We start from the raw sequence: 17,229 nt of genomic DNA, 5'->3' as shown, positions 1-17,229 counted from the left end.
AGAAAATCACAGCACAAACGCGACAATTTGATACGTTTTGTGACAATAAATTCGTTTTTATCACTTTCGTGCGCGGTGTTTCGACCGGGCAGCCATCCGGTGCGGTGCGTGCGGAATCACGTCCGGCTCTGGCGCAACGCCTGAGCCACCGCATCGGCCGAGGCCAGTTCGGCACAGCGGAAGACCAGGCGACCCGCCGTGTCAAGAAGGAACACCTGGGTGCTGTGGCGATCCGCACCCGCCGTGCGCCCGCGCAGGGTGTCCAGCAGCCGGTCGACACCGGCCACATCCGGCACGGCGGCCCGCCAGTCGGGCCCGGCCCCGAACCGGGCACGCCAGGCGGCGAGCGCGCGTGCGTCATCGCCCAGTGCATCGATGCTGATCGAGAGCAGCTGGACCGCCGGTCCGCGGCCTGCACCGTCCCGCCGCAACGCCGCCTGCAACTCGGCGAACACGGCGCCCTGCACCGGGCAGATCGCGCTGCAGCCGGTGAACATCAGCTGCAGCGCGGTCGGCCGCCCCCGCAGCACGGCGGCCAGCGGCAGGCGCCGGCCATCATGCAGGGTCACCTCGACGGCTGGCAGGGCCAGCGCCGGCAAGACCGGCCCGAGCAGGCCGTGGGCCCGGAGCCCGGGCGCGGGCCAGCACAGTGCCGCACCCGCCGCGCCCAGGAACGTCCGCCGCGCCCTGTTCATGCGGGCATCCCGGTCAGATGGATCCACAGCGCGTCGCAATCCGCCGCGGTGATCTCGTAGCGCGGCATGTGGCGGGGCAGCAGCACCGAGGCCGGATCGACCCCGGTCCGCAGCAGCGTGCAGAACGCGGCCGCGTCATAGCGGGAAGGCGGTCCGCCGCGCCGGGCCGTCGGCTCGCGCAGATGGCGGGCTGTCAGCACGGGCGCGGCCCCGTCCAGCGGATCACGGCCCGCGGCCGACGCGGACGCGGAGGCACCAGACTCGCCGCCGTGGCAGTTGATGCAACGCGCCGCCACGGGTGGCAGCGCGTGCGCATGACCGGCGATGCGGGCGGTCAGCGGCAGCGTGCCACGCCACAGCGCAGCCCCCTGCAGCCCGGCTTGCGCCGGCCCGGCCCGCTCCCCTGACCAGAACAACGCGCCAGCGACGACCAGGGCCGCCAGGCCGGCGCCGGCGAGCGACACGCGCTGCCGCGGCCTCACGGCAGGTACAGCCGGTTCGCAGGCACCGCGGTGAACACGCTCGCGGCCGGCCAGCGCCAGCGCAGCGCGATCTCGGCACGACCGCCGCGCTCGTAGTATTCGACGACGATGCGCAGCCGCTGTCCGGCCACCATGCTGACCGCGGCGCTGGTGTTGTCGGTCACGCCGTGGTCGGTCCAGTTGCTGATGACCTGCACGCCATTGACCCAGACACGCACGCCGTCGTCCGAGCGCGTCTGGAACACCACGGTGCCCGTCTCCGGCGCCTCGACCCAGCCGCTCCAGCGCACCGAGAAGTTGTCGACCGGCACCCCCGCGGCCGGCGCGCCCCGGTCCCAGTTGAAGTCGACCGCCTCGGCGGTGGTGCGCAGCGGCGTGCCGGCCAGCGCGGTGCCGGCAAAGTACTCGCCGCGCAGGCCGGTGCCGGCGCCGGTCGGGGTCGGCGCCGTGGGTTCCTCGCGGCCGATCTGGCGCACATAGGCGCTGACCTGCGCCAGCTCGGCGGCGGTGAGCGCGGGCGACAGCGTGGTGTGCGCCTGCACGGCGGCCTCGATGGTGGCGGCCGCGCCATCGTGCAGGTAAGGTGCGGTTGACCAGACATCCCGCAGCGTCGGGGTGTCCAGCCCCGTCAGCGTGGCGCCGAGGCGCTGGCCGCTGGAGGCTTTCAGCGTGCCGACGTTGCGCAACGGACTGGAGGCGCTGTCGGTGAAATCGGCGCCGCCGTGGCAGCTCGCGCACTTGCCGGCGAACACCGCGCGGCCCGCCACCGCGTCGGGGGTCAGCGTGCCATCGGCCTGCCGGTACGGCGTCGGCGCGTGGGTGCTCAGCGAGGCGACATAGGCCGCCAGCGCGTCCAGGTCGGTGCTGACGCCGGCCTTGGCATCGCCCAGCGGCTGGCTGCGCGTGCCGGTGGCGAACTGGGCGTCGCTCATCAGGCCGGTGCCCTGTTGCAGGCCGCGGATCTGGCCCTCGAAGTCCTGCACCTCGTCGAAGTTGGCGCTCCAGTGCAGCCGGCCCTGTGCACCGGCCCGTCCGCGCAGGCTGATGGTGTTGCGCAGGCCCTCGCCCTGGCCGGTGAAGTCCCAGGTGCGGCCGTCGTGGCCACCGTCGTGGTGGCAGGCGGCGCAGCTCATGTAGCCGTCGCGCGCCAGCCGCGGGTCGCGGGCGTCGTAGAACAGCTGCTTGCCGCGCAGCACCGCCGCCGGCAGCACTTCGCTGGCCGTGGCCGCCAGCGTCGCCGTGGCGGGCACCACCGCTTCCCCGCGCTGCAGCAGCGGGCGCAGGTCGAACACGCCGATGCTGCGGTCCATGAAGTGGTGGACATAGAGCGTGAACCCGTCCGCCGACACCGCCACGCCCTGCGGCGCGCGGCCCGTGTCGAAGCGGAACAGCTCGCGCCGCCCGACCGGATCGACCACTGCGATGTGGCGGCTGGCCTCCAGCGCGACGAACAGGAAGGCCCCCGTCGGGTGGAACGCCGCCGCGCTGGCCACGCCGGCGTTGTCGTGGTCCACGCGCGCGGCGGTCGCTTCGGTGAGCGTGCCGAGGTCGATGACCGAGCTGACGGCGCGCACCGTCGTCTCGAAGGTCAGGCCGAGGCCATCGCGCAGCGCGCCGCGCCGGACGTTGTCCTGCTTGGACGGCACCCAGGCGCTGCGGCCGTCGGGCGCGATCACCGGCGCACCGAGGTAATTGGGGATGCCGCGGCTGCTGACGGTCGTGTCCGGGCGTTCGCTGTGCTGCAGCACCACGGTCGACTGGCGCGCCAGCGTGGCCGGGTCGAGCACCAGCAGCTCGCCGCCCTTCGGCGCGCCGCCGACGCTGGTCTGCACCGCCGCCGTGCCTTCGCCGGGCAGTGGCGGCGTGATGAAGCGGGTCGCCAGCAGGCGCGTGCCCGCCGCGTTCAGCGCCAGATGCCGCACGTTCGGGCCGACGTCGACGCTGTTGCCGACCACACCCGCCGCCGACACCTGGGCGATCCGTCCGCTGGCCTCCAGCGACACCAGCGCCGTGCCGTCCGCGCGGACCAGCACGCCGTAGGGCTGCGAGGCCCGCGGCAGCAGCACCGTCTGCACCACCGCCAGCGTCGTCGGCGAGACGATGCTCAGCGAGGCGCTCTCCTGGTTCGCCACCCAGATGCGACCGTCCGGCGCCAGCGCCAGCGTGCGCGGCTGGGCGCCGACCGGGAGGATCGCCACGCGGGTGTTCATCGCCAGATCGAAGACGCTGACGCTGCCGTGGTCCGGGTTGACGCTCCACAGCCGCGGCGTGGCGCCGGTGCGGTTTTCCACCAGCACCGGCGAGGTCGAGCGACCGCCCTGCCCCGTCGTGCCCTGCACCACCTGCCAGAACGAGCGGGTCGTCGTGCGGCCATCGGTGGTGCGCAGCGTGGCGGTGACGGTGTAGACGCCGGCTGCCGCAAAGGCGTGGCTGGCGCTCGGCGACGCGGACCAGGCGCTCACGGGCGTGCCATCGCCAAAATCCCACTGGTAGGTGTAGGTGCCGGCCAGCGAGGGCGCCGCGGTCCACGACACGGTGCCGCCCGCCGCGACCGGCGCCACGGTCACGGGCTGCAGCGTCGGCAGCGTGACCGGTGGCGGCGTGTCGGCCGCAGGTCGGCCATGGACCTCGACCTCGGCGAGCTGCAGGAAGCTGGTGCCGGCCAGCTGCACCCGCACGTGGCGGCCGCGGGCGCCGAGCGCGTCCAGGCGCAGGGCGCGCGGCGCGGTGGTCGTGACGCTGCGGCGCCAGACGGTGGTGTCGGCCAGCAGCGCGGCCAGCGTGCGGCCGGTCATCGGCGTGTCGGAGGCGAAGACGTGGAAGTTCGTCAGCCGGTCGGCGCAGCAGTCGGTGCGGTTCCAGAGCCGGATGGCGTGCAGGTCGTGCGCGCGGCCGAGATCGACCGCCCACCACGCGTTCGCCTCGGACTGGGTGTGGGACACCGAGTTGCCCGCCCAGTTGCCATCGGTGTTGCCATCGACCGCGCGACCGGCGGCGCCCACGTCGAACTGCGAGGACTGGCCCGCGGCGCGGCCACGGGCGACGTTCTCGAAGTGGACGGTCTTCTCGGCCGTCGCGCTGGCATCCAGCTGCGTGAAATCGCCGCTGGCCACCGGCGGGCCCCAGTTGACGCCATCGGCGCTGAGCAGGACCCGGAACTGGCGGATGGTGCCGTTGGGCATGTTGCTGCGCGGCAGGTAGCGCAGGCCGGTGACCTCGGTGCCGCGCTGCAGGTCGAGCACGATCCAGTGCGGCATCGGCGCGGTCGACGCACTCCAGGTGGTGTGCCAGATCGTGGCCGGGTTGCCATCGAGGACGTTGGCGGCGCGGCCATCCTCGCCGGCCGTCTCGGCGCTGTCGGCGGTGGCGGTCCAGCCGGTGCGGGGCAGCGGGCGGCCGTCGGCGCCGAGCAGCTCGATCTCGGCCGCGGACGACCACGGGTTGCCATTGACCTCGGACAGCGCCTCCAGCCGCACGTAGCGGGTGGCGGCCGGGTGGCTGATGGTCCAGACGAAGTCGGTCGAGACGGTGCGCCCGCCGGCGCTGGCGAAGACCGTGACGCGGAAGGTGCCGGCGGTGGTGGGCGTGCCGCTGATGCGGCCGGTGACCGGATCGATGGTGGTGCCGGCCGGCAAGCCGGTGGCGCGCCAGCTGGCGACCGTGCCCGCGGGCAGCGTGACCTGCGGCGTGAAGCCGACCGGGCCGGCGGTGGTCGACGCCTGGTCGGTGACGGGCGCGAGCTGCGGGCTGCCGTCCAGCGTCAGGCGCAGCAGCGTGGACACCGAGGGCGTGCCGGCCGCGTTCAGCGCGAACAGCATCCACTGGCCCGGCAGTGCCAGGCCGCCATTGGTCGGCACGTCCACCGCGTAGCGGTTGCCGCCCAGCGCGCGGAAGGCCAGCGGCAAGCGGCGCTGGTCGTTGTTGACGGTGTGGGTGGTCGACGACTGGCGCACCAGCGCGAACGCGCTCACCGCGCTGTCGGTCGTGACCTCGATGGTCTGGCCATGGCCGGCCACGGTCGGCGCGGCGGTGATGACCGGGCGGACGGCAGGCGTGCCGTCGGCATTGGACAGGTAGGGCGGACTGAGAATCTGCAGGTCCGGGTGGTTGGCCGCGCAGCCTGCGCCGCACAGCCCGCCCCCCGCCGACAGCACGCGGCCATCGGGCAGCAGCAGCGCGACGCTGTGGTAGTTGCGCGGCACGGCCATCGCGGGCAGCGTCGTGAACGCCTCGGTCTCGGGATCCCAGAGTTCGGGCGCGAGCACCGAGTTGGCGTCCGAGAAGCCGACCGCGAAGGTCTGGCCGCCGAGGATGACCACCTGCCCGTTCGGCAGCACCACGCTGTTGTGGAAGGCCCGCCGGTAGGCCATCGGCGGCAGCTTGCGCACCGTGACGCCGCCGTTCAGGTCGATCACGTAGCTGTTGGCATTGGCCTGGACGCTGTCGTAGCCGGGGCCGCCGCCGGTCTTGAGCACCTTGCCGGCGTCGTACATCACCGTGTTGCCGCTGACGCTGAACTCGTCGTCGCCACGCCGTCCGGCGGGGGTGACCGAGCCGGTGCCGCGGGCGTCGATCCAGTGCATGTTGACGCCGGGACCGGCGTGGAAGACACGGCCGTTGCCGGCAGGGATCAGCCAGAAATGCGAGTCACCACCGAAGTTGCGCGACGGGTCGGGCGAGAGGAAGGAGTCGATCGGCACCCCGCTCAGGCGCCGCCAGCCACCCGCCTCGGTCCAGACCTCCCCATGCTTGTTGCCGACGCCACCGCTCCACGAGCCGCCCAGCGTCAGCACGCCACCGTCCGGCAGCAGCGTGTTGGCCTGGTAGCCGCGCGGGATGTTCATCAGCGCGCCGGCCGTCCACATGCCGGTGGCAGGGTTGAAGATCGAGGTCTTGGCGGAATCCAGCCCGCCGTTGACCAGGATCCGCCCGTCGGCGAGGTTGGTCGTGCCGGGGCAGAACATGTCGTGGCCGGTCTCGGACACCAGCCGCTCCGACACCGCCTCACTGCGTGGATCGAAGGTCAGGCTGTAGGTGCGGCCCGACCCGCCGAAGCTGAACTTCTCCTCGGCCGACCACATCAGCAGCCGCCCGTCCGGCAGGTTGGCCGCCGACACCGGCACCAGCGGCAAGGTCTTGACCGCCGACCAGCGCGCCAGATTCGGCTGCACGGCGGCCAGCGCCTGGCGGCGGACCAGCGGTGCGGTGGTCGATGCCGTCCCGGTCGCGTTGGTCGCGTCAGGCTCCTCGCTGTTGCACGCCAGCAGTGCCGCCGTGGCGGTCAGCAGCAGCATGCGCCTCGGCAGGCGCCAGGAAGAGCACGGAAGGTTCATGGTGGCGGAGCCGGCGGCGGCGCGGCTATTTGTTTCTAATTGTGTTTAATGGTACGAAATGAACACCCTGCCGGCGGCGCCGTGCGCACCCGCATTCGCAGGTGTCCGCCACACCGGAACCGCCCGTGTCCGCCCGACTTGTGCAGTTGCGGGCCATCGGCCGCCCGATGACCGGGCCATTCAGACCCGCCACGTAGAATTTCCCGATGCACGAATCCCCGGACTCCCCGATGCCCCACGACCCCGCCGCGCCGGTGTCGTCCCGCCTGCTCGCCAACCTCAACCCCGAACAGCTCGCCGCGGTCACGCTGCCGCCCGAGCCGGGGCTCATCCTGGCGGGCGCCGGATCGGGCAAGACCCGTGTGCTGACCACCCGCATCGCCTGGCTGCTGCAGACCGGCCAGGTCTCGCCGGGCGGGCTGATGGCGGTGACCTTCACGAACAAGGCCGCCAAGGAGATGCTCACGCGGCTCGGCGCGATGCTCCCGTTCAATGTGCGCGGCATGTGGATCGGCACCTTCCACGGCCTGTGCAACCGCTTCCTGCGCGCGCACTGGAAACAGGCCGGCCTGCCGCAGTCGTTCCAGATCCTCGACAGCGGCGACTCGCTCAGCGCGGTCAAGCGGGTCATCAAGGGCATGAAGCTCGACGAGGAGCGGTTTGTCCCGAAGCAGGTCGCCTGGTTCATCGCCGGCGCCAAGGAAGAAGGCAAGCGCCCGAAGGACGTGGACGTGCACGACCCGCACAGCCAGAAGCTCGCCGAGATCTACCAGGCCTACGAGGACCAGTGCCAGCGCGAGGGCGTGGTCGACTTCGCCGAGCTGATGCTGCGCAGTTACGAGCTGATGCGCGACGATGCCGCGCTGCGCCAGCACTACCGCCACCGCTTCCAGCACATCCTGGTCGACGAGTTCCAGGACACCAACCGGCTGCAGTACGCCTGGCTGAAGATGTTCGCGGGCGATCCGGCGCAGGGGGATGTGCCATGCGCGGTGTTCGCCGTCGGCGATGACGACCAGAGCATCTACGCCTTCCGCGGCGCCCGCGTGGGCAACATGGCCGACTTCGAGCGCGAGTTCCGGGTCGCCAGGCTGATCAAGCTGGAACGCAATTACCGCAGCTTCGGCAACATCCTCGACTCCGCCAACGCGCTGATCTCGCGCAACACCGGGCGGCTGGGCAAGAACCTGCGCACCGAGGCCGGGCCGGGCGAGCCGGTGCGGATCTACGAAGCGACGAGCGATTTCGCGGAAGCGGCGTGGCTGCTGGAGGAGCTGCAGCAGTTGCACCGGGGTGGCATGGCGCGCTCGGAATGCGCCCTGCTCTACCGCAGCAATGCGCAGTCGCGGGTGATCGAATCGGCGCTGTTCAATGCGGGCGTGCCCTACCGCGTGTATGGCGGCCTGCGCTTCTTCGAGCGCGCCGAGGTGAAACACGCGCTGGCCTACCTGCGCCTGATCGAGAACCCGAACGACGACACCAGCTTCCTGCGTGTCGTCAACTTCCCCGCCCGCGGCATCGGCACGCGCTCGGTCGAGCAGTTGCAGGAGGTCGCCCGCGCCAGCGGCCGCAGCCTGTACCAGGGCGTCAGCGGCCTGGGTGGCACGGCGGGCGCCAAGGTCGCCGCCTTCAACCGCCTGATCGACGGCCTGCGCGCCAGCACCCAGGGCCAGACGCTGCGCGTGATCATCGAGCAGGTGCTCGCCGCCAGCGGGCTGATCGACTTCTACCGCACCGAGAAGGAAGGCCAGGACCGCATCGAGAACCTGGAGGAACTCGTCAACGCGGCGGAAGCGTTTGTCACGATCGAGGGCTTCGGCAAGGACGCGGTGGCGCTGCCGGTGGACGAGATGGGCCAGACCGGACCGACGGCCAGCGAGCTGCTGCCGGACGCGGAGACGGGCGAGATCCTGTCACCGCTGGCCGCCTTCCTGACCCACGCCGCGCTGGAAGCCGGTGACAACCAGGCGCAGGCCGGGCAGGACGCCGTGCAGATGATGACGGTCCACGCCGCCAAGGGGCTGGAGTTCGACGCGGTCTTCATCACCGGGCTGGAAGAAGGCTTGTTCCCGCACGAGAACTCGGTCACCGAGGCCGACGGGCTGGAGGAAGAGCGCCGGCTGATGTACGTCGCGATCACCCGCGCCCGCCAGCGGCTCTACATCAGCCACAGCCAGACGCGCATGCTGCACGGCCAGACGCGCTACAACGTGAAGAGCCGCTTCCTGGACGAGCTGCCCGAGGAAGCGCTGAAGTGGCTCACGCCGAAGCGGCAGGCCTTCGGGTCGGGTGCGGGCTTTGGTGGCGGCTACGGCGCGCCGTCACGGCCGGCGTGGACACCGGCACCGGCACCACCGCCCTCGTGGGCATCTCCCGTGCCGGCGGCGATGGCGCGCAGTGCGGCCGAGTCCTCCGGCCATGGTCTGCGGCCGAAACAGGCGGTCTTCCACAACAAGTTCGGCGAGGGCGTGGTGCTGGCGCTGGAAGGCAAGGGAGCCGACGCCCGCGCCCAGGTCAATTTCGGCCGCCACGGCACCAAGTGGCTGGCGCTCAGCGTCGCCAAGCTGACGCCGATCGACTGATCGGCCTCTGGCGGCGAGATCAGTCGCCGCTGGACGGCGTCACCACATCGATCGTCTTCTCGATCACCTTGCCGGTGACCTTGACGCCGGTGGAGACGACCGCCCCCGTGATGGAGATCGCGGCCCCGGCGGTGGCACCGGCCACGGCCATCACGCCGCAGCCGCCCAGGGCGAACGTGGCCGCCAGCACGGCGGCACCGGCCAGACGTCGGCCTGGCAAGGAAGAGGTGGAAGCAGCAGTGCGCGCGTCGACAGTCATGGCAGTGGTGGCCCGGGGCAGCAGTGGAACAGGCGTCCATTGTCCGGCGGACAGGCTGTCACCGATCTGCCTTGATGCTGTCATGCGGATTTCACAGTGGCCGCAGAGGATGCGGAAAGTCACAATTTCTGCCACGCGCCACGGAGCACCCATGCAACAGCCCATCGACCTCAGCCACCTCGCCGCCCGCGCCGAAGAAGACAGCAACACCAGCGCCAACCCGCATTTCTCCTCGGTGCTCGACGCACGGCTGAGCCGCCGTGGCCTGCTGCGCAGTGGCGTGGGCACGGCCGCCACCGCCGTCTTCGGCAGCCTCGGTCTGGCCGCTTGCGGCGGTGGTGATGACGCCGTGGCGACGCCTGTGGTCGACACCGGCGCGCTGTCCAAGCTCGGCTTCACCGCCGTGCCCAAGGGCATGGCCGACAAGGTCACGCTGGCCGCCGGCTACACCGCCACTGTCGTCTACGCGCTCGGCGATCCGCTGACCGCCTCGACCGCTGCCTACAAGAACGACGGCACCGACACCGACTACGGCAACCGCGCCGGCGACCACCACGACGGCATGGAGTGGTTCAGCCTGGGCAGCGATGGCTCGGCCTCGACCACCGCCTCGGACCGTGGCCTGATCGCCATGAACCACGAAGCCACGACCGACGAGACGCTGTCGTCGTTCTTCCTGCACGCCAACGGTGGCACCAAGACCCTGCCGCGTCCGGCCACCGAAGTGGACAAGGAAGTCGCCATCCACGGCGTCTCGGTCGTCGAGATGAAGAAGACCGGCAGCGCCTGGGCCTATGTCCAGAACTCGGCCTTCAACCGCCGCATCACCGCGCTGACCGAAGTCGACATCAGCGGCCCGGCCAAAGGCCACACGCTGCTGAAGACCAAGTACTCGATCGACGGCACCCGCACCCGCGGCACGCTGAACAACTGCGGCACCGGCAAGACGCCGTGGGGCAGCTTCCTGTCCGGCGAAGAGAACTGGTTCGGCTACTTCACCCGTCCGGCCGGCGACAACCTGGCCCGCGGCAACGACAAGTCGGTCGTCGCGCTGAACCGCTATGGCCGCGCCGAAGGCGCCGCGTCGCGCCACGGCTGGGAAACCGCCGGCACCGCCGACATCTACGCCCGCTGGATCAATGCCAAGACCGGCACCTCGGCCGACGGCACCGACGACTACCGCAACGAGCTGAACGGCATGGGCTACATCGTCGAGATGGACCCCTACAAGGCGACGAGCCGCATGGTCAAGCGCACCGGCCTGGGCCGCTTTGCGCACGAAAGCGCCGCATTCTCGCTGCCGAAGGCGGGCGAGAAGCTGGCCGTCTACATGGGCGACGACGCGCGCAACGAGTACATCTACAAGTTCGTCTCCGACACCGCCTGGTCCGCCGCCGACGCCAACCCGACCGACCGCCTGGCCACCGGCGCCAAGTACCTGGACAACGGCAAGCTCTATGTCGCCAAGTTCGCCGCCGACGGCACCGGCCAGTGGATCGAGCTGAGCAAGGCCACCATCCCGACCACCTACACCGCCTACGCCTTCGCCGACGAAGCCGACATCCGCGTCAACAGCCGCCTGGCCGGTGACGCCGTCGGCGCCACGAAGATGGACCGCCCGGAGTGGTGCGCAACGCACCCGACGTCCGGCGAGGTCTACTTCACGCTGACCAACAACAGCAACCGCCGCGTCGCCCCGACCGCCGGCAGCAGCACCCAGCTCGCCCCGGACAGCGCCAACCCGCGCGCCTACACGGACATGAAGGGCACGACCTCGCAGCAAGGCAACCCGAACGGCCACATCCTGCGCCTCAAGGATGCCGGTGGCAGCGCCGCCGCCCTGACCTTCACCTGGGACGTGTACGTGTTCGGCGCCCAGTCGGACGCGGACACCGGCCTGGTGAACCTGTCGAACCTGACTGCTGACCAGGACTTCTCCAGCCCGGACGGCCTGGTGTTCAGCAAGTCGACCGGCATCTGCTGGATCCAGACCGACGACGGCGCCTACACCGACGTGACCAACTGCATGATGCTGGCCGGCATTCCCGGCACGGTCGGCGATGGCACGAAGAAGACGCTGCCGCACAGCTCCGCGCTGAGCGTCGACACCTTCATCGGCAAGGCGCCGACCGCCGACACGCTCAAGCGCTTCCTGGTCGGCCCGAAGGACTGCGAGATCACCGGTCTGGTCGAGACACCGGACGGCAAGACGATGTTCATCAACATCCAGCACCCGGGTGAAGGCACGAAGATGGCCGACATCGCCGACCCGACGAAGTACACCAGCCAGTGGCCGTCGAACGCCGGCTACGGCGCTGGCAAGCGTCCCCGCTCGGCCACCATCGTCATCACGAAGAACGACGGCGGACGCATCGGCACCTGAGTGTCGGGAATCGGGCGGCCAGCCTGCGAAACGGTTCTTTCCCGTTTCGCAAGGCAATGCAAAGGTTGTGATGTATTTCACACCTTTAGAATGGGTTGGCCCGATTTTTCGCACTTCTCAACCGCCGGGTCCTGCCCGGCGGTTTGCCATGACGCGTTCCCTGTCCGACCACCGCACCACCACGGCACGTGATCCCGCGAACACCAATGGCCCGCCCGCGCTGACGCAGCTCGTCGCCTGGCAAGCCAGCCTGATGTCGCAGGACCGCTTCGGTCCGGCAGGAATACAACTTGTTTCAGACCTGGCCGCCAGCTTCGGCTGTGCCCAGGTGGCGCTGGGCTGGTGGCAGCGGCAGCGCAGCCACCTGCGGGCCGTCTCCAACCCTGGCGCGCTGGGGGACGAGGCCGGCGCGGTGCGGGCGACACGCGCGTTCGAGGCCGCGATGGACGAGTGCATCGACCAGGGGGGGCTGGTGCGCTGTCCGGAGCCTGCTGGCAGCCCGCCCCGCATCACGCTGGCCCATGCCGCGCTGGTCCAGCCCGCAGGCGGTGACCTGGGCGCGGTCGCCAGCCTGCCGCTGCACGCCTGCGGCCGCGTCGTCGGCGCCCTCACGCTGTGCTGGCGCGACCCGCAGGCACTCGCCCGCTTCGACCCCGAGACCCTGGCGCACCAGCTCGCGCTGATGGCGCCGTGGCTCGACCTGCTGCACCGCCACGAACAGCCACTGTGGCAACGCGCCACCCAGCACGTGTCGCAGCGCTGGCAGCGGTCGTCCCGGCTGCGCCGCGGGCTGGGCGGCGGTCTGGCCATGCTCGCGGCCGGGTGGCTGCTGTGGCCGGTCACGCACGAACTCGGGGGCCGGGCACGGCTGGATGGCCAGCAGGAGCGCAGTCTCACGGCGCCCGCCGACGGCTTCCTGCAGGCGGTCCACGCCCGACCGGGCGACCAGGTACGCGCCGGGCAGCCGCTGCTGGAACTGGCACCGCAGGACCTGGAAGTCGATGCCCGCCGCCTGGAAAGCGAGATCGCCCGGCACCAGAACGCCTACATGGCCGCCCTCGCCCGCTCGGACCGGGCGCAGATGGGCGTGCAGCTCGCCCGCAGCGACGAGGTCGGCGCGCAGCTGCAGCAGGTGCGGCGCGAACTCGGCCGCACGCGCATCGAGGCCCCGATGGATGCACTGGTGCTGGAGGGCGACCTGACGCGCTCGGTCGGCATGCCGGTGCGGCGCGGCGACACGCTCATGCGCCTGATGCCGGACCAGGCGCCGCGGGTGGTGATCGAGATCGACGAACGCGACATCGACGCCGTGCGGCCCGGACAGCCGGCGCGGCTGGCGCTGTCGGCACTGCCGTGGGACACGCTGGCGCTGCAGGTGGAGCGGGTGCAGCCGGCAGCACACGTGGTGGAGGGCGCGAACGTGTTCGAGGTCGAGGCCCGGCTGCAGCCCGGCGCACAGGCTGGCGCGTCGGTCCTGCGCCCCGGACTGACGGGGGTCGCCCGCATCGAAGTCGGGCGGCAGAGCCGGCTGGTGGCGCTGGGCAGCCGGGTGGCCGACTGGCTGCGCCTGCAGTGGTGGCGCTGGAATGGCTGACTTCCCCTCCGATGCCCTGCTGCACCCGCACTGGTACCGTGTCGCGCCACTGAAGCCACGGCTGCGTGGCCACGTCCGCCTGCAGCGCCAGACCACGCGGGGCGAGCGCTGGATGCTGCTCACCGATGGCGTGTCGCAGCGCACCCACCGGCTGGACGCCGCCGCCTGGGCCCTGGTCGGGCGCTGCAACGGCGAACGCACGGTGCAGCGGCTGTGGGAGACGCTGCTCGATGAACAGGGCGACGACGCGCCGACCCAGGCCGAGGTGATCGACCTGCTCGCGCACCTGCAGCAGGCGGGTCTGCTGCAGGCGCCGATCGATGCCGCGGCGGCGGGTCCGTCCCGCCCCGACCACGACTGGCAGCCACCGCGGCCGCGGTCGCTCGTCAGCGCGGCCAATCCGCTGGCTTTCCAGGTGACGCTGGGCGATCCGTCGCGGCTGGTGCGGTGGCTGGAACACGGGCTGCACCCGGTGCTCCAGCCCGCGCTGCTGGTGCTGTGGGCGCTGGCGGTGGCCGCGGCCGGGCTGGCGGCGCTGGCCGACTGGCCGGCCCTGTCCGCCCACGGGCGCCACTGGCTGAGCAGCCCGCACCACCTCGGCCTGCTCTGGGCCGTCTACCCGGTGATGAAGCTGCTGCACGAGACCGCGCACGCGCTGGCCATCCACCGCTTCGGCGGCGAGGTGCGCGCCTTCGGGCTGACGATGGTGCTGTTCACGCCGGTGCCCCATGTGGACGCCCGCGCCGCCAGCGCGCTGGCGAGCCGGGGCCAGCGGCTGCTGGTCAGCCTGGCGGGGATCATGGCGGAGCTGGCGATGGCCGCCGGCGCGCTGGTGGTCTGGCAGCACACGCAGAACGGCCTGCTGCACGACCTGGCCTTTGTCGTGCTTTTCCTGGGCGCGGTGTCGAGCCTGCTGGTCAATGGCAACCCGCTGCTGCGCATGGACGGCTACCACGCCCTGTGCGACGCGCTGGACCTGCCGAATCTGGCGGCGCGCTCGCGGCGCTGGTGGCTGCGTGTCGGCAGCCGGCTGGTCAACGGCCCCGGACACGCCGCCCCCGCACCGGCCTGCGCGCCGGGCGAGCGGGGCTGGCTGATCGCCTATGCACCGCTGTCGTGGCTCTACCGCGCCGGGCTCGGCCTGCTGATCGTGCGCTGGCTGGGGAGCGTGCACGCGGGGCTGGGGCTGGCGGCGGCCGCCGTGCTGGGCGGGCTGGTGGTGGGCGCACCGCTGCTGGAGCTGTGGCGGCAGCTCCAGGCGCCGATGCTGGCGGCGTCGGTGCGCCGGGTCGCCATGGGGCGGGTGGCGCTGATCGCGGCGGCCATGCTGGCGCTGTTCTTCTTCTGGCCGCTGCCGCACGCCACCACCGCGCAGGGCGTGGTCTGGCTGCCGGAGTCGGCCTGGATCCGGCCGCAGACCGCCGGCTTCGTCACCACCCCGCCGGCGTCGGCCAGCCGCCGCGTGGCCGCGGGCGACGTGGTGCTCCCGCTCGCCGACGACCGCCTGACCAGCCGCCGCGCCGCGCTGGACGAACAGCTCGCCGGGCTGGACGCGCGCCGATTCGATGCCCTCGCCCGCGACCCGGGCCAGGCCGCCGCGCTGCAGCAGCAGGCCGGCGCCCTGCGCGCCCAGCGCCAGCAGCTCGACACGGAGATCGCCGGACTGGCCGTGCGCGCGCCGCGCGCCGGCACGCTGGTGCTGGACGACGCGCCCCGGCTCGGCGGGCGCTGGCTGGAACGCGGCGACACGCTCGGCCATGTCCGCCCGGACGACAACCGGACGCTGCAGGTGGTGCTGCCACACGAGGATGCGCTGCTGGTGCAGGACAGCCTGCAGGGCATCACGCTGCGCCGCAGCGACCGGCCGGCCGACCGGCTCGGCGCCCGTCTGCGCACCACCACCCTGCCGTCGGCCACCCGGCGCCTGCCGACCCGCAGCCTCGGCGACACCGGCGGCGGTCAGGTCGTCACCGATCCGACCGACCCGCAGGGGCTGACCAGCCGCGACCCGGTGTCGGTGCTCGAACTCGCCAGCGACCAGCCGCTGGGCGAGCGGGTCGGCAGCCGCGTGTGGGTGCGCTTCGCGTTCGCGCCGCGCTCGGCCGCGTGGCAACTGGGGCGCTGGCTGCGGCAGACCTTCCTCGGCCAGTTCCAGGCGCGCGACTGACGATGGACACCAACGCCGCGCTGAAGACCCGCCTCGACGCCACCTGCCGCGAGGCGCTCGGGCTGGTGCCGCGCCCGAACCAGTGGCTCGCGGCACAGGCGCTGGTCGAGGGCCGCCTGGCCGAACTCGCCACCGGCGAAGGCAAGACCCTCGCGCTCGCGCTGGCCGCGGCGCTGCTGGCCCTGCGCGGCCGCAGCGTGCACCTGCTCACCGCCAACGACTACCTCGCCACGCGGGATGCCCGGCAGCTGCACGGCTGGTACGCGCGGCTCGGCCTGCGCGTGGCGGCCGTCAGCGCCGAGCACACCGCGGCCGAACGCGCCGCGGCCTACCGCGCCGACGTGGTGTACGTCAGCGCGCGGGAGCTGGTCTTCGACAGCCTGCGCGACCAGGTGGCCGGCCGCTCGGCCTGGTCCGCCTCGGCGCGGGACGCCCGCCTGAGCGCACACGCCCGCGCGCTCACCCAGACCCCCGACGACGATGCCGCCGCGACCGTGTCCGCGTTCGACGCGGCCCTGATCGACGAGGCCGACAGCATCCTGCTCGACGAGGCCGTGATGCCCCTGGTGCTGGCCCGCCACGGCGAGGCCGGCGAGCGCCTGTCGCAGCTGGGCACCGCGCTTGATCTGGCCGCCCGGCTGCAGCCCGGACGCGACTTCGAGCTGCAGCCGGTCGCCCGCGATGCCGCGCTGACCCCCGCCGGTGCGCAGCGGCTGGACACGCTCTGCACTGGCCTCGCGCGGCTGTGGCGCCACCGGCTGCACCGCGAGGAACTCGTGCGCCTGGCGCTGGTCGCCACGCACCTGCTGCAGCCGCAGCGCGACTACCTGGTGCGCCATGGCCAGCTCCGCCTGATCGATCCCGTGACCGGCCGCATCGCCACCGGGCGGATGTGGTCGAACGGCCTGCACGAGCTGGTCTGCCTGAAAGAAGGCTGCCCGCCACCGCCGCCCACCGAAAGCGCCGCCCGCACCACCTACAGCCACTTCCTGCGCCGCTACCGCCTGATCGGCGGCACCAGCGCCACACTGCACGACCAGCGCCACGAGCTGCACCGGCTCTACGGCCTGCGGGTCACGCGCATTCCGCCGCATGCGCCGCCCCGCCGCGAACGCGGCCCGAACCGCTGGTTCGCCGACGAGGCGGCCCGCGACCGGGCGGTGGTCGAACGGGCGCTGGCGCTGGCCCGGCTCGGCCGCCCCGTGCTGATCGGCACCGATGGCGTGCCGCAGTCGCTGCAGCTGGTCGCGGCCTTCGAGGCAGCGTTCGCGGCCGGCGCGGCGCCGATGCCGCTGCAATGCCTGGACGCGCGGCAGGATGCCCTCGAAGCGACGCTGATTTCCGAGGCGGGCCAGCCCGGCCGCATCACCGTGGCCACCCGCATGGCGGGCCGCGGCGTGGACATCCGCCTGCACCCGCGCGCCGCCCAGGCCGGCGGTCTGCACGTGCTGAACTGCCAGGACAACCCGGCACGCCGCCTGGACGAGCAGCTCTTCGGCCGCTGCGCCCGGCAGGGCGATCCCGGCAGCGTCGAACACTGGCGGGTCGGTGCGCCCCGCTCGCTGTACACCGTCAGTGCGCTCGGGGCCTGGCGCGATGTGGCCTGGCGCCTGCGCCAGCGCGCCCGCGAGGCCCGGGCGGCCGACGAACGCCGCCGCCTGCGCCTGGGCGACGACCTCGTCCGCCAGCGTCTCGACCGGCTCGCCCCGGGCGACTGACCTCCCTCCACCCCTG

At 72.2% G+C, this 17,229-nt stretch carries 9 protein-coding genes; 5 read left to right on the top strand and 4 right to left on the bottom strand.

Annotation, left to right across the window (positions count from 1 at the left end; all coding sequences use genetic code 11):
- Nucleotides 1-116 precede the first annotated feature (116 nt).
- From BDD16_RS15295 to BDD16_RS15285, 3 genes are read right to left on the bottom strand one after another with little or no spacing between them, the layout of a single operon-like run.
- Nucleotides 117-695 carry an SCO family protein gene (locus BDD16_RS15295; RefSeq protein WP_179634741.1) on the bottom strand — a complete coding sequence of 193 codons (579 nt, stop codon included), beginning with the start codon at nucleotides 693-695 and terminating at the stop codon, nucleotides 117-119.
- On the bottom strand, nucleotides 692-1,177 hold the full coding sequence (locus BDD16_RS15290; protein WP_179634740.1) for a hypothetical protein: 486 nt from the start codon (nucleotides 1,175-1,177) through the stop codon (nucleotides 692-694). Before BDD16_RS15290 ends, BDD16_RS15295 begins: the two co-directional genes overlap by 4 nt.
- Nucleotides 1,174-6,510: a discoidin domain-containing protein gene (locus BDD16_RS15285; protein WP_179634739.1), complete on the bottom strand. Its 5,337-nt coding sequence runs from the start codon at nucleotides 6,508-6,510 to the stop codon at nucleotides 1,174-1,176. The genes BDD16_RS15290 and BDD16_RS15285 overlap by 4 nt, the downstream gene beginning before the upstream one ends.
- A gap of 230 nt (nucleotides 6,511-6,740) precedes the next feature.
- On the opposite strand from BDD16_RS15285, the gene BDD16_RS15280 reads away from it, so the two are divergent.
- Complete coding sequence (locus BDD16_RS15280; RefSeq protein WP_246332566.1) at nucleotides 6,741-9,092, top strand: UvrD-helicase domain-containing protein; 2,352 nt, start codon at nucleotides 6,741-6,743, stop codon at nucleotides 9,090-9,092.
- A 19-nt stretch (nucleotides 9,093-9,111) separates the two neighbouring features.
- Here BDD16_RS15280 and BDD16_RS15275 read toward each other — a convergent pair whose 3' ends face one another.
- Complete coding sequence (locus BDD16_RS15275; protein WP_218897826.1) at nucleotides 9,112-9,351, bottom strand: hypothetical protein; 240 nt, start codon at nucleotides 9,349-9,351, stop codon at nucleotides 9,112-9,114.
- Between the two features lie 151 nt (nucleotides 9,352-9,502).
- On the opposite strand from BDD16_RS15275, the gene BDD16_RS15270 reads away from it, so the two are divergent.
- The 4 genes from BDD16_RS15270 (at nucleotide 9,503) to BDD16_RS15255 (ending at nucleotide 17,213) form a co-directional block, all read left to right on the top strand.
- The gene (locus BDD16_RS15270) at nucleotides 9,503-11,734 is read left to right on the top strand and encodes a PhoX family protein (protein ID WP_179634736.1); all 2,232 of its coding nucleotides are present in this window, start codon (nucleotides 9,503-9,505) and stop codon (nucleotides 11,732-11,734) included.
- A 148-nt stretch (nucleotides 11,735-11,882) separates the two neighbouring features.
- Nucleotides 11,883-13,328, top strand: a complete 1,446-nt coding sequence (locus BDD16_RS15265; protein WP_179634735.1) for an efflux RND transporter periplasmic adaptor subunit — start codon at nucleotides 11,883-11,885, stop codon at nucleotides 13,326-13,328.
- Nucleotides 13,321-15,495, top strand: coding sequence for a PqqD family peptide modification chaperone (locus BDD16_RS15260; protein ID WP_179634734.1), 2,175 nt, complete (start codon nucleotides 13,321-13,323; stop codon nucleotides 15,493-15,495). The genes BDD16_RS15265 and BDD16_RS15260 overlap by 8 nt, the downstream gene beginning before the upstream one ends.
- Nucleotides 15,496-15,497: 2 nt before the next feature.
- Complete coding sequence (locus BDD16_RS15255; RefSeq protein WP_179634733.1) at nucleotides 15,498-17,213, top strand: preprotein translocase subunit SecA; 1,716 nt, start codon at nucleotides 15,498-15,500, stop codon at nucleotides 17,211-17,213.
- The last annotated feature ends 16 nt before the right edge of the window (nucleotides 17,214-17,229 follow it).

Source organism: Sphaerotilus montanus (assembly GCF_013410775.1).
GTDB classification, from domain to species: domain Bacteria; phylum Pseudomonadota; class Gammaproteobacteria; order Burkholderiales; family Burkholderiaceae_C; genus Sphaerotilus; species Sphaerotilus montanus.
Note: the sequence above shows the minus strand (reverse complement) of the source record. Positions and strands in the feature narration are given on the sequence as shown.